Origin of the sequence: Wolbachia endosymbiont (group A) of Andrena hattorfiana (assembly GCF_947179565.1) — a bacterium.
Lineage (GTDB): Bacteria > Pseudomonadota > Alphaproteobacteria > Rickettsiales > Anaplasmataceae > Wolbachia.
On sequence record NZ_CAMXBT010000001.1, the window covers coordinates 49,570 to 63,395 of the forward strand.

11 protein-coding genes and 1 other RNA gene are annotated in these 13,826 nt (G+C 34.9%); 6 read left to right on the top strand and 6 right to left on the bottom strand.

Annotated features, from left to right (window positions below):
• The gene (locus OM966_RS00265) at window positions 1-984 is read right to left on the bottom strand and encodes an NAD(P)H-dependent glycerol-3-phosphate dehydrogenase (RefSeq protein WP_264328387.1); all 984 of its coding nucleotides are present in this window, start codon (window positions 982-984) and stop codon (window positions 1-3) included.
• A gap of 325 nt (window positions 985-1,309) precedes the next feature.
• On the opposite strand from OM966_RS00265, the gene OM966_RS00270 reads away from it, so the two are divergent.
• The gene (locus tag OM966_RS00270; RefSeq protein ID WP_264328388.1) at window positions 1,310-2,080 is read left to right on the top strand and encodes a response regulator transcription factor; all 771 of its coding nucleotides are present in this window, start codon (window positions 1,310-1,312) and stop codon (window positions 2,078-2,080) included.
• Between the two features lie 49 nt (window positions 2,081-2,129).
• Here OM966_RS00270 and rnpB read toward each other — a convergent pair.
• From rnpB to OM966_RS00285, 3 genes are all read right to left on the bottom strand, one after another.
• Window positions 2,130-2,476, bottom strand: an RNA gene (gene rnpB / locus OM966_RS00275) — RNase P RNA component class A.
• A 158-nt stretch (window positions 2,477-2,634) separates the two neighbouring features.
• The gene (locus OM966_RS00280) at window positions 2,635-4,581 is read right to left on the bottom strand and encodes a hypothetical protein (protein ID WP_264328389.1); all 1,947 of its coding nucleotides are present in this window, start codon (window positions 4,579-4,581) and stop codon (window positions 2,635-2,637) included.
• Window positions 4,582-4,842: 261 nt separating this feature from the next.
• A complete protein-coding gene (locus OM966_RS00285; RefSeq protein WP_264328390.1) occupies window positions 4,843-5,307 on the bottom strand; it encodes a hypothetical protein in 465 nt (154 codons plus the stop codon).
• Window positions 5,308-5,649: 342 nt separating this feature from the next.
• Between OM966_RS00285 and nuoE the strand changes: the two genes are divergently transcribed.
• The 3 genes from nuoE (at window position 5,650) to OM966_RS00300 (ending at window position 8,969) form a co-directional block, all read left to right on the top strand.
• Window positions 5,650-6,150: an NADH-quinone oxidoreductase subunit NuoE gene (gene nuoE / locus OM966_RS00290; RefSeq protein WP_264328391.1), complete on the top strand. Its 501-nt coding sequence runs from the start codon at window positions 5,650-5,652 to the stop codon at window positions 6,148-6,150.
• Window positions 6,151-7,368 (top strand): tRNA guanosine(34) transglycosylase Tgt, encoded by a 1,218-nt coding sequence (gene tgt, locus OM966_RS00295; RefSeq protein ID WP_264328392.1) that lies wholly within the window; start codon window positions 6,151-6,153, stop codon window positions 7,366-7,368. It abuts the gene before it with no gap.
• A gap of 143 nt (window positions 7,369-7,511) precedes the next feature.
• On the top strand, window positions 7,512-8,969 hold the full coding sequence (locus tag OM966_RS00300; RefSeq protein ID WP_264328393.1) for a hypothetical protein: 1,458 nt from the start codon (window positions 7,512-7,514) through the stop codon (window positions 8,967-8,969).
• A gap of 293 nt (window positions 8,970-9,262) precedes the next feature.
• On the opposite strand, the gene OM966_RS00305 is transcribed toward OM966_RS00300, so the two are convergent.
• Together OM966_RS00305 and OM966_RS00310 are read right to left on the bottom strand one after the other, a co-directional pair.
• Window positions 9,263-10,534, bottom strand: coding sequence for a M16 family metallopeptidase (locus tag OM966_RS00305; protein WP_264328394.1), 1,272 nt, complete (start codon window positions 10,532-10,534; stop codon window positions 9,263-9,265).
• Between the two features lies 1 nt (window position 10,535).
• Window positions 10,536-11,144 carry a superoxide dismutase gene (locus OM966_RS00310; RefSeq protein ID WP_064125010.1) on the bottom strand — a complete coding sequence of 203 codons (609 nt, stop codon included), beginning with the start codon at window positions 11,142-11,144 and terminating at the stop codon, window positions 10,536-10,538.
• Window positions 11,145-11,885: 741 nt separating this feature from the next.
• Between OM966_RS00310 and OM966_RS00315 the strand changes: the two genes are divergently transcribed.
• Complete coding sequence (locus OM966_RS00315; protein WP_264328395.1) at window positions 11,886-12,623, top strand: WD_0702 family putative metalloprotease; 738 nt, start codon at window positions 11,886-11,888, stop codon at window positions 12,621-12,623.
• A gap of 163 nt (window positions 12,624-12,786) precedes the next feature.
• The gene (gene tsaD, locus OM966_RS00320) at window positions 12,787-13,794 is read left to right on the top strand and encodes a tRNA (adenosine(37)-N6)-threonylcarbamoyltransferase complex transferase subunit TsaD (protein ID WP_264328396.1); all 1,008 of its coding nucleotides are present in this window, start codon (window positions 12,787-12,789) and stop codon (window positions 13,792-13,794) included.
• Window positions 13,795-13,826 lie beyond the last annotated feature (32 nt).

Sequence of the window (13,826 nt, forward strand, 5' to 3'; positions counted from 1 at the left end):
CTAATTTACAAGAACAGAAATAGTATCCTCTATAGAGACGCTTTCATACAATAATCTATAGACCGCTTCACATATAGGCATTTTTATCTTTAGCTTTCTTGCTAAATTAAATATGGGCTCAGCAGTGCTAAAACCTTCAATCACTGACTTGCCTTCTGACAAAATCTGCTGAACATTAAAGCCATTGTCACTATTACCTATTTTAAACCCAAAAGATAGGTTTCTTGAATTCAAGGATGTGCATGTCATAGTTAGGTCACCCAGACATGCCGGTCCAAGTAGTGTATTTATATCCACATTACCGTTACCAACTTTTGCTGAATATAAAGCCTTAATTTCGCTTACACTTTTTGTAATCAATGCTGCATGAGCATTAAACCCAAGTTTACTACCTAGAACAATCCCACACGCTATAGCAAAAACGTTCTTTAACGCTGCACAAACCTGTATCCCTATAACATCGCTACTAAGGCGTAATTTAACATTTTCTTGCTGTAGTTCTGATACTAGCTTTGAACCCAATATGTTATTTCGGCATGCAAGAACCATTGAATAGGGTAATTTTCTTGCAACTTCTACAGCAAAACTAGGGCCTGAAAAAATAGCAATAGGATTGTTGGGTAAAACTTCATTTACTATTTCACTAGGTAATTTTAATGTAGACTTTTCTATTCCCTTACAAGCTAAAATTATTGCTACATCTTTTTTCAGATTACAATTATGCAATTGCTGACATACCTCCCTCAGAGATTGAGTGGGAACAGCGAGGATTGTTACTGAAGCATTAATTGTGTCTTCAATAGCCAATTTTACTGACACATTATCAGAAATTCGACAACCGGGTAGCTTGTCACTTTCTCTTTTCCCGTTGATTGATTCAAATGTAGTTTCATTGCGAGTCCACAAAATCACATCTTTCTTACTACCTAATGAAATTGCGATTGCTGTACCCCATGCACCAGCACCTAAAATTGACATTGCCACACAATACTCCTGAAAGTATTACTTATACTTTAAAACAGTAGGATAAGTAAATTAAAAATATAACACAGACATATAGAATAGTTAAATATTTATTAACCGAAGTATTCTTTTAATAATAGTAACTTTAATTCAATATTTACTAAAAATATTATTACTACCATGGTATATCTATTATATTTTAGATCTATTTATATAACTTTGGAACAATATATTTACTATTAATTAATAAGTGTAATTTTGATCATTTGTTAATAAAAATTTGATTTATTACTTTCCTTAGTTATATATATTATTAAAATTATAAATTATTTATGGGGTGTAAAATATGCGTATATTATTAATCGAAGATGATCAAGTAAGTGCAAAGACTGTGGTTAATGCCTTAACTTCTGATGGACACTTCTGTGACGTTGTTACTTCTGCACAAGATTATAACAATAATATGGTTTCCTCAAACGGAGATTACTATGACCTAGTTATTTTAGATATACACTTGCCTGGTGATATTGACGGATATGATATATTGTTAAGACTAAGAAGTGCAAAAATCAAAGTTCCTGTCTTAATACTTTCATGTATATCCGCTGTCAATCAAAAAGCTAAAGGGCTTGGGTATGGTGCCGATGATTACTTAACCAAGCCATTTCATAAAAGCGAGTTATTAGCTCGAATTAAGGCCATAGTGCGTCGTACTAAAGGCCATCCTGAATCGGTGATAAAGATTGGTAATATAAATATCAATTTTGATCACAGGATTGTTGAGGTGAAAGGTAAAACGGTTCACCTTACTAATAAAGAGTATTCTATGATAGAATTACTAGCACTGCGTAAAGGAACAGTACTAACAAAAGAAATGTTCTTAAATCATCTTTACAATGGCTTGGATGAACCTTCAGATAACAAGATAGTTGATGTTTTTATGTGCAAATTACGTAAGAAACTTGAAAGTGCAAATGATGGAAAAAGCCACATAGAAACCGTTTGGGGCAGAGGGTATGTTCTGAAAGAGTATATTGATGATGAAGAATATTCTAACGTTAATGTAGGCGAAAGTAGTGATGGCTATCAAGCAGAACAAGTGAAGGACAACGCATGAAATGCCTACACTTAAATATAGCATGGCTTATATCGCACGTATCATGTGACGCCTAGGTGAAATATAAGCCGAGTTCTGTTTATGTAGCTATTTATCTGGAGTAAATGTTACCATTTACCTCATGCGATTTACCCGAGTAGATATGAGAAAAACATAAAATCTACTTCTATTTAATCTTGCTCCTAGTGTTGGTTACTCGACTACCAATGTTGCCATTGCCATGGTGTGCTCTTACCACACCTTTTCACCCTTACCTAAAATATTTTAGGCGGTAATTTTCTGTAGCCCTATAACTGGAGTTGCCTCCGGCGGGCGTTACCCGTCACTATTTTTCCTTGGAGCCCGGACTTTCCTCTGCTATGTTTATCACACAACAGCAGCTACTTATTTCACCCAGGAATTATACTTTAACATGAAAATCACAAAAGCAAAAGACAATTTCCTAACAGTCTACATATTAAAAACATTCAGACAAATAGCTAAAGGTGATATTCCGGCACATCATCGCTATCCCAAGATAAGCTTTTTTCACTTTTAGACTCCGCTTCAGTTAGTCAAGAGCCTGGTCCACCGCTTGAAGACGACGAGCTACTTCTTGCTCGACTACTACTTTCTAATGATATACTGTTTAGCATTGTTTCAGATTGATACGTAGTTTGTATAGATATGTTATTATCACTGCTTGTTCTGCTATGGGTGAAAAAAATTTCTTCATTGCTGCTATTTGAATGTGATTCCAAATCAGCTAATTCTAACACATGAGCAGCATTATAATAACCGTGATATTTCTTAATACATTTATATGCTATAAATCCTATAATTCCAGCAATACCTATTGTTCCAATCAAAGATCCTCCTATCATTCCTGCCCTATTAGACCCTATAGCAAGTTGAGTAGGCTGTGGTGAAGAAGTAGGTTGAGGAAGTAAAGTCGTGGTAAATATAGGAGTTGTTGACTTTTTTGTTCTAGTACTTGGTATACTAAATACTGTTTGTATAGTTTTCTCTGAGTTTATTATTGGCACACTAGTTGACGTTGTAGCAACCGTGGTCACTTGTGAAGTAGTAGTTGTTTTTGCTACTGTTATTGGCTCCACTGTTACTGTACTTATTTGAGTCGTTGACTCCGTTGAAGGTTTATTCATTGTAGAAGTAGGTGCAACGGTAGTTGATGCTTCTGTTGTTAATTTGGTAGTCTTTACAGTGTCGGTTTCTGTTGTGCTAGTAATTGCAGCAGTCAGCGTTTTCTTAGAAGTCACAACCGTTTCTGTAATAGTTACAGGAGCCACGGTACTACTAGAAATGATATCAGGTGTCAATCGACCGTTAATGATATCAACAAAATCACTGAGAGTTTTGTTACTACTTGCCGGTATTATTGTTACCTTAGAAGGTTTTTCAAATCTTTGATGATTGAAAATTGCGATGTTTTCTTCACTTATTGCAGTTACAATAAAACTGTCTTGACCATTGTCTTTAACGTACAATTGCTCTATAGAATCTGCAAATTCGCAAATAGTAAGGTTCGATTTTGATCCATTCTTAACAAGACTTGTTAAATGTAACGTTTGTTTATCAGATAACCGGTCTTCTGCAAGAAAGGCAACTAGATCATTGCCTTCAGTTCGCTTTACATACTGCAAAAAGCTTATTTCATATTCACTAGAAAAAGATGACGCTGTATTTATCTGACAATTTTTCTTACCAAGCAAACATTCATCTTCCTTTCTGCTTTTCAGATCCTCAACCACTTTAGCCATATCAAATTTGAAAATACGTGTTTTTCTCACCTCTTGATCCCCAATAATTTTTCTGCTCACTTGCGAATAAAGCATCGTGTTTCCATTTAATGCCAATTGCCCCGGATTATCAAAATTGAACAATTTTCTTTCTGTAACACCTTTTTCTCCAGTCAACACCTTAAATTTTCCGCCTTTGTCTGATTTCAAATACCAAGAAACTAAAGTTTGATCCTTTAAGTTATGAGCGATTACGATTACATCACCATTATCAACTTTCACTGCTTTTGGTTGAAAGTAACTATTGCTCACATTTGCAAGACTATTATTATCAATATTCTTTTGTAATTTTCTTTTACCTAAATGTTCAACTGAAGGAGTATTAACTGATTGTTTAATTCCGTAAGTGTTAAAAGATAAGCCTTTAACGTATTTTTCTCCTTCTTCGCCAATTCCTTCTTCAGGAAAGACAATTCCAACTTTATCTGTTTCAGCTGAATCTTCTATTAATGTGAGAGACAATTGATCTTTGAATTCATTTACTACGCTGACATTTGTACCCCATTCGTATGTTTTTGATTGATATAATGGACTAATAAGTAATTTTACTTTACTGCTCCCATTACCATTATCTTGATAGCTAAGTCCATAAGCGACTCCATCTCCTTCAATCAACCCTACGTTTGCTGGGTTAAAACCTACCGCTTCTTTAACTTCCGGTGTATTTGAGTTGATCCCGAGCAATCTTCCTAATATAGACATAATTTTATTTAAAATATTAATAAAATGCTATTATGATTACCCCTGTGTGTTAATGTCAATGAAAATTTTAACTAAAATTAAAAAATTAACGTCTTTATTTTATACTAAAAAGTAAATATAGGCTCGAAAATGGCTAAGAAGTTTTATAGATGAAAGGAAGGTAGAGTTCTCAAAACCCTATAATCTACATTTAAAGGTAAATTTTTATTCGTTGTGTCTTATGCAGATTCCGCTAACAGGTAGAGGAATCTTAAGTTTTGGCTAAATGTTTTTTTGACTCTTTATCTCTATCTCTACTACTAGGGTTTCTGCCTTTAGCTCATCTATAATTGTTTGAACCTCAGGAAGCACCTTATGTTTTTCGTGATCTGATACATATTCTTCCTTTTTGTTGGAGGCTTTATATTCATGTTCTTGATAAAGTGAGTATAGAAATCCAACTCCAAAGATAACAATTGCTGCAAGTGCCATGTACTCAAGTGGTTTTTGCACTTTTTCTCTTAGATCGAAATATCGAGATAGCAGAATGAGAGCACAAGATCCTATTACTACTGCACCAGAACCAATTTTGTTGTACATGAAATACTTTTCATTGTAACTTTGTTCGTAATTTCTGTAAATAGTTGTGGCATGCTTTTGAAGATTTTCTTTATCTAGTGATGTGAGAAAATTTTTAAATTTCTCTTCACCAGTTTCTTTTATCCATAAATTTAATTGTTTACTCATAGTTTAACCTCATATTAATAAATATAGTTTATTATACACAACATTTATAATAAATGTCAAGGATAGTGTATTTATAAATAATATACTATAATTTCTTAAGCATTTTTTTAAAGTAGTTAGCTGTAGCTAAAATAATTGAGATTTACTAAAACAAACTTATGAAACAATTGAAGTTAGCGCATGATCAGATTTTTTAACTGGATCCTATGGCCAAGCCAAAAGAATTTACAAGTTGGGCAGTATGGGTAGTATGATACTGCAAAATGCTATTTCTCAAAAAACCAACAATTGCAATCATTGGTTCTACAGGTATAATCTGTAAAGTTTATATGAGTCTCATAAATGATAGAAAAAGAAGAGCAGTTTAGTTTTACATCAGAAAACCTTAAGAAAGCGGAAAAGTTTATAGAGATGTATCCCAAAGGTAGAGAAGGTAGTGCTGTCATGCCTTTACTATACCTGGTTCAAGAGCAATGCGGATGGGTTTCTGAATCTGCTATGCGTTATGTTGCTGATATGCTGCATATTCCACATATTCGTGTATATGAAGTGGCAAATTTTTACACCATGTATAATTTAAAACCAGTAGGCAAATATCTAATACAAATTTGTAGAACAACTCCTTGCTGGTTGTGCAATAGTGAAGAAGTTTTAAATACCTTAAAAAAAAAACTTGGAATCAATATCGGTGAGACTACTAAAGATAATTTGTTCACTTTAAAAGAAGTTGAATGCCTAGGTGCATGCGTTAATGCTTCCGTTGTGCAGATCAATAATGACTTCTATGAAAATCTTACTCCTGAGAAAGTAGAAAACATCATAACAGAACTTTCAGGCAAATAGATGAAAGAAGAATTTGCATTCAAGATAATCAAGCAATCAGGTTCTGCAAAAGTTGGAACAATTAAAACTCCAAATGGAAGCGTAGAAACACCAGCTTTTATATTCTGTGCAACAAAAGCTGCAATTAAAGCTGCAGATATCGAGAGAATTAGTGAAGCAGGTACTCAGATAATACTTTCCAACACCTATCACCTAATGCTCCAACCAGGGGAAGATACCGTAGCAAAACTTGGTGGTTTGCACAAGATGATGGGATGGAATGGGCCAATGCTAACTGACTCAGGTGGATATCAGATATTTAGCTTAGGGCACGGATCAGTTTCGGAAGAGATAAAAGGAATAAGAAAAAAACAAAAGACTCTGATCAAAATTAATGAGGATGGGGCAATTTTTCGTTCTTACATTAATGGTAAAACTTATTGCTTGACTCCTGAAAAGTCTATACAAATTCAACAAAAACTAGGTGCAGATTTAATCTTAGTCTTAGATGAATGTACTCCATTTCACATAAGCAAAGAATACACAGCAAAATCAATGCTCATGAGCCACAAATGGGCTGAACGTTCTTTAAATGAATTTGAAAAAAACAATAATGGCAAGCAGGCACTGTATGGAATTAGTCAAGGCGGAGTATATCAAGATTTACGTAGAGAAAGTTGTAATTTTATTAACGATTTGCCATTTTTTGGTCAAGCAATAGGTGGATCACTTGGTCAAAGTAAAGAGCAGATGTACGATGTAGTTTCTTTCACTATGGACCATCTGAAAAAAGATAGGCCTACTCATTTGCTTGGTATTGGTGGAATTGTGGACATCTTTCGCGGAGTTAGTCTTGGAATTGATACGTTTGATTGCGTGCATCCAACCCGTTTAGCAAGGCATGGTGGTGCGCTTATTAAAGTAAAAAATAGAGATTCTATTTCTTCAAAGTGCAAAGAGCATATTAATTTGCGAAATCAACAATTCGAGCTGGACAATAACCCAATTGAAAGTGACTGCTTATGTTTTACCTGCAGAAAGCATTCAAGAGCTTATATACACCATTTACTGAAAGCTAAAGAGCTCCTGGCTTACACACTCGTTACCATTCATAACGTTTTCTTCATGAATAAGTTAATGGCATCTATAAGGCAGGCAATATTGAATGATAGGCTAGATCAAGAGAAAAATAATTGGATTAGTGAAATACCATTGCACTTTGATTTGGCCTCTCTTTAAGTCTTTTCTTTATGCCGTTGATTTTTACTTCTTGTTATATTTACTTTATTTATCACATTATTAATTAGAAGGGTTATAATAAATAATTAATCTATTAATGTTAGTCTCTACCCATATGATTTGTAAGGATTAGAGGTGAAGATATGGCTAAAGGAAATAATACCCTATTAATATTTGATTTTGATAACACTATTACTAATGGACACATGCATAATACTTTTTCTAGGTTAGGAAAAAGTGATTTTAATTCTGCTGCAGAAGGTGCAGTGACTGATCACAATATAAAAGATTTTCTAGAAAACACAGACGGAATAAAAAATGAAGAGGGGCTAAAGTCTGCACTGCAATCTGCGCTTTCAAGCGGAATGGAAGTTAATATCGCATCGTATACAGGATATTCAGACGCTGTGAGAAGGGTTGTAGAGAATCATTTGGGTTTATCTAAAGAACAAGCAGGCGGTATTTCTGTATTTGGTGGGTTTCCAGGAGATTATGATAATGAGCTTCCAAAAGGTCTCAAAGAACAAAAAAATCAAGTTGGAAAAAATTTACACATCTGTAAGGCAATTGTGGAGTATAAGGATAAACATGGTGAGTTGCCAAAAACTGTCATGCTAGTTGGTGATGATGTAAAAAATATTCAAAAGATTAATGAGTTTGTCGCATCAATGAGTAAAAGAGAGGAATGGCTTGAAAAAAATGGGCTGAGTATTGAAGAGATACAAAAAATCAAATTTGAAGGTGCGCGAGTGCCTAAAGAGGATAAAAATGTTGGTTATCTAGAAAGAGTACAGGAGTTTGTCAATGCTAACTTAGTGCAAGAACCAATTTATGAAAATTTGAAGAAGGAAGAACCTATATACCAAAATCTTCAAGATATTCAGAGATCATTGTCTGAAACGGTACCAAAAGAACCTATATATCAGAACAATGAAAATCGACCACCATTGCCTCCTAAAAAAAAGAAATCAAGTGATGGTATGGTTGCTGATGGTAAGAATAAAAAACAAGATATTAAGGACATGTCGTCATCCGAAACACAAGCAAACCCAACACGCTCAAAACGTCATGCAATGATGCTTGACCATCAGCAAATAGAATCTACACACCAGAATGCTGAAGAGTTATCACCAGGTAAAAAATACGCACATATTCAAATCGTTTCCTTAGCACAAGAATTCAAGGCAATCAAAGCTTTTTTTCAAGAGGTAATAAATGCTATTTGCAATTTATTTAGAAGAGAAGTGGCAACAAAAATTGAAGGGCAGGGCTATAATGTAAGTAGTAAGCAAGGAAGTAGTGAAATTACTGTCAAAGGAAGTAAGCCAATAGATGTTTCAAGAATAAACAAAGATATTATTGTCGAGTCCTTAGCTCAAATAATCGAGAAAAAAGAGAAAATTAAAGATCTTAACAATAATTATAAAGGTGATCAGCTAGGGCGAGAGATATCGAAATTATTGAACGCTGGTTTGCAAAAGGAAAATATAAACTCAAACTATAATGATGGAGAGCCTATATTCCAGACTCGTAAAGAGGAATTGAACTATCCTCTTCAAACAGAAAGACATAAACTCGAACTCTGTGAGAGGAAACTATAATGGTGGAGAGCCTACACATCAGACCGTTCAAGAAGCACGGAACTATCATCGGCAAAAGAAAGGTATAGACTCAAACCCTGTAAGCAAAAAACCACTTGCACCACCAGTACCTCCTAAAAATTATACGGAAAAAGTTACGCAAAATAGAAATAATAATATTATTGAAAGAGGAGGTCGAAGATTCGTATAATTTCTTGCATATCCGGTTCATGGCACATTATTTCAACTTACACTTCTTTAATCACTGTGCTAAATTATATTGTAAAGTAGCCAAATCAATATAATAGAATGTGCTAAGCTTTAAGCATAGAAACCACTTTATCGTAACTTGGCAATGATTTAATTTCTCCAATTGCAGCTAGAGTGGTTTTTTCATGCTGAGATAACAATTCTTTTGCTGCTTTTTTTACGTTAGCAGTGGTAACTGCACTAATTTTTTCTATTAATTCATTTTTACTGATGTACCTATTATAGTTACCATAGTAGTGCCCCAATGTTTCAGCGCGTGAGCTAACACTTTCGCGTGACATTAAAATTTGGGATTTTATTCGCTCTTTCACTCTATTTACTTCTTCTTCCCTCAGATTATCTGTAGACAGCTTCTTTAACTCTGTCGTCATAGATTTTAAAAGCTTATCTAAGTTACTACTATCTGTGCCAGCAAAAATGGAAAACATCCCTGTATCAGTGTAGCTGGAATTAAATGAATAAACAGAGTAAGCTAATCCCTGCTTTTCCCTTACTTCCTGGAACAGACGTGATGACATTCCGCTCCCTAATATAGAATCAAGCACTTGAAACGTGTGATATTTATCGTCATGGCGAGAAACACTAGGTAGACCAATTAGCAAGTGTACCTGATCTAATTTACGATGTTCTAAATACTCACCACCAGTACAGCTCGCATTTTGGCTTTTTTTCAGCTTTTTAGAATGAATCTTCGAGAGAAAATCTTTGGTTAATGCAATAACTTCTTCATGTTCAACATTTCCTGCAACGGTAAATAGCATATTCTCGCCAAAGTAATGTTCATTTATGTAATTATCTAGATCTCCTCGAGTAAAAGATTTTACAGTATCTTGCGTGCCTAAGATTGACCTGCCAAAAGGTTGATCTTTATAAGCTGCCTCAAAATATTTATCGAAAACAATGCCATTTGGTGAATCATTAGTTTGAAAAATCTCTTGTATTACAACGCCCTTCTCACGTTCCAATTCATCTTCTGGAAATGTTGAATTCATCAATATATCTATTAATATATCAATACCAGTTTTTATGTCTTTCTTGAGGACTTTTGCATAATAGGTGGTGCTTTCCCTACCGGTGCTGGCGTTGAAAACCCCACCTATGTCGTCAAAAGCTTTTGCAATTTCAAACGCAGTTCTTGTCTTCGTTCCTTTGAAAGCCATGTGTTCTAGAAAATGGGATATTCCATTTTGATTTGCACTTTCCGCTCTACTGCCAACACCAACTCGTATGCTTAAAGCTACGGAATCAACATCACGCACCTGCTCAGTTATTATGCGCAGACCATTATCTAATTTTGTTACCTGAGGTGTATTCATCTTATGTATTCTTTTTTAAATTTTCTTCTGCAAAATCCCAATTAATCAAATGGTCAAGGAAAACTTTTATGTAGTCAATTCTACGATTTTGACAATCTAAATAATAGGCGTGCTCCCAGACATCCATAGTGAGTAATGGAACTTGGCCATAAATTAATGGCAAATCTGCATTTGGAGTTTTGGTGATTTTGAGCTTTCCTTTTTCGAGCACTAACCATACCCATCCACTACCAAATTGGCTTACTCCATGATTGGCAAATTCCCCACAAAACTTATCAAAACCACCGATATCATCTTGAATTTTTTTTGCCAGAAAACCATCATCTTTAGGTTTACCACCACCATTCTTCTTCATTGAATTCCAATAAAAAGTGTGGTTCCAAACTTGCGCTGCGTTATTAAATATGGGAACTTTATCGCTATTACCATGCACTTTTGTTATTATTTCCTCAATTTTCACATGTTGATAATCTGTATTTTCAACCAGCTCGTTGAGTTTATTTAAATACCCTTTATGGTGCTTATCATAATGAAAATCTAAGGTTTTTGCAGATATGTAAGGCTCTAAAGCTGTTTTATCATATGGTAATTCAGGTAAAGTAAAACTCATGACAATCTCCTTATTTTTGACCTACTTGGATGGTATTGTAATATATGCTCTTGTGCAACATATAATTAATAGCTAAAACATTAGGTATCTATTGCATTATTCTAAATTATACTACAATAATAATTATTATATAAGCCATAGAAACGGATTAAATACAAAAACTTACTTGACAAACTCCGCCAGCCCCCTTATCATGGCATTAAGGGTATTTATGACTCAAAACTTGTTTTTGACCTGCAGGCTCAATGACAAAATTCAGTAAAAAACTCAGGGTATCTTTTGGCGGATTACATAGAATTATAGCGGCTGCATGTCTTTTAAAATTTTTCTACATTCAGCCAAATCGCGCTTAAACTAAGCGTCAGCACATTATTACAGCGCCAATTTAAAGTATTAGAGAGTCAAGCTCGCTACTCGGGGTTTCTTTTGCCTTTTTTTTACTTGGTAAATTTCTTAACGTTTGTAGCTAAAGTAACTTAGGTTCACCGACAATCGTCATCCCGCTACGTGTTAGCGGGATCTATGCTAAGAGATACCGCGAATGAATCGCGGTATGACGGTTAATTATTCCGTGACGGTATGACGGTTCGCGGTGGCATGACGATAACCTCGTCATACCGCTACGTGTTAGCGGTATGACGGTTGTCAGTAAACCTGAATTACTTTAGCTATGCAATGAGATTTCCTAAAAAACACTTTATAGCTCTTGAGTATAAAAAAAAATTCCTTTAATAATAAGGCATGCTAATCAGGAATTTAATCAAACAAGCGACTAAAGTAGGAAGCAGTGAAAATGCAATACGATATATTGAGTATCTCTATCAATTTGAGAAGTTTAGAAACACATTAAACCTCACTTTATCACTAATAAAGCAAAATAAGCTTTCGTTTGAAATATACCAAGAGGGATTAGTGGATATGGAAGAAGGGGTGTGTAAGACAATCAGGTCTTCCGGTGTAAATAGGTATGTTATTGTGCTGAGAAGGTCAAATCCATACATTATAGTGCATGAACTTTCACATATGGTTGAAAATGAGCTTAACTTGAACCTAGAGCAGGAATTTCTCCATAAGGTTTACCAGGATATTGAGCAGAATTTAAGGCAAGCAAATGTTCTTGTGCAGAAAATTATTAGCCAAGTTATATTTAAGGAGATACAAGCTTATCAAACTGCAAAGTCACGCGCATCTGAATTATTTGCACGCTATTTTGAGCTATTTGCTTGGGCACAAGAGGTTTATCCTAAGGATAAAGAATACTTAATTCGCACTCAAGATTTAAACAAAGTGTTCCTTGCTACTGATCAATGGAAAAAGAGCTGCCTGGATCCACAAATGATGGATAGAATAGATAAGGAAATCAATGAATACAGCAATAAAACCACCACTAAAGACGTAACCAAAGTGCAAAGCAGTTGGACTAATAAATTTTCTCCTGGGGGCAAAAAAATTAGCTCCATATTTGGAGATGACAATTAGCTTAGTATAGCTAGTGCAGGTTTTCCTACGTCATACCGCCACGGCGCTAACACGTAGCGGTATGACGGTTGTCGGTAAATCTTTTAGCTATAGAAGTTAACTTTGCAGTTAACTTCTATAGCGTTTCAAGGTATAGTTTTTATAATAAAGTGCTCGAATATACATGAAAACCATTTTAGCTGTTGAAACAAGCTGCGATGAAACTGCAGTAGCGATTGTAAATAGTGACAAGCAGGTCCTTGCTCACGAGATTCTTTCTCAAACAGAACACAAAAAACGCGGTGGGGTGATTCCTGAGATAGCTTCACGTGCTCATATGGAGCATTTAAGTGGTCTAATAAAAAGCGCCATGGAAAAATCTAACCTTAACTTTTGTGATCTCAGTGCAATTGCAGCAACATCAGGACCAGGACTCATAGGTGGATTAATAGTTGGTACAATGATGGCTAAAGCAATTGCACATGTAGCACAAAAACCTTTTATTGCAGTTAATCACTTAGAAGCGCATGCATTAGTTATTAGGTTACTGCATGAGGTGAAATTTCCGTTTTTAGTTCTATTAATATCAGGTGGTCACTGTCAATTTTTAATTGCACAGGATGTAGGTAAATATATTAAACTCGGGAAGACACTTGATGACTCGTTAGGAGAAGCATTTGATAAAGTTGCTAAGATGCTGGGTTTAAGCTATCCCGGAGGGCCATTAATTGAAAAGTTAGCTAAAAAAGGCAATGGTGCAAGATTTAAACTGCCAAGGGCGATGATAAAACGTTCTGGATGTAACTTTTCGTTTTCTGGAATCAAGACAGCAGTAAAAAACTTAGTGCAGAAACTCGAAATGAGCGAGCAAGATGTGTGTGATGTGTGTGCTTCGTTTCAAGAGTGTATTAGTGACATACTGCTGGACAGGGTTAGTAATGCGATTATTATGGCCGAATCTTTAAATATCAAAATCAATGACTTTGTGATTACCGGCGGAGTTGCAGCAAATAATTTCCTGAGAGAGAAATTAAAGAAACACATAAACTTAAATATATTTTTTCCCCCTAATAACCTATGTACAGATAATGCAGTGATGGTTGGATGGGCAGGAATTGAAATGTTAAGGAAAAACTATATCGATTCTCTCAATTTTGCACCAAGGCCAAAGTGGGAGTTGGAGAGTTATTAAAAACTCTCAATTTTGAATTAGGTAATGAAGGA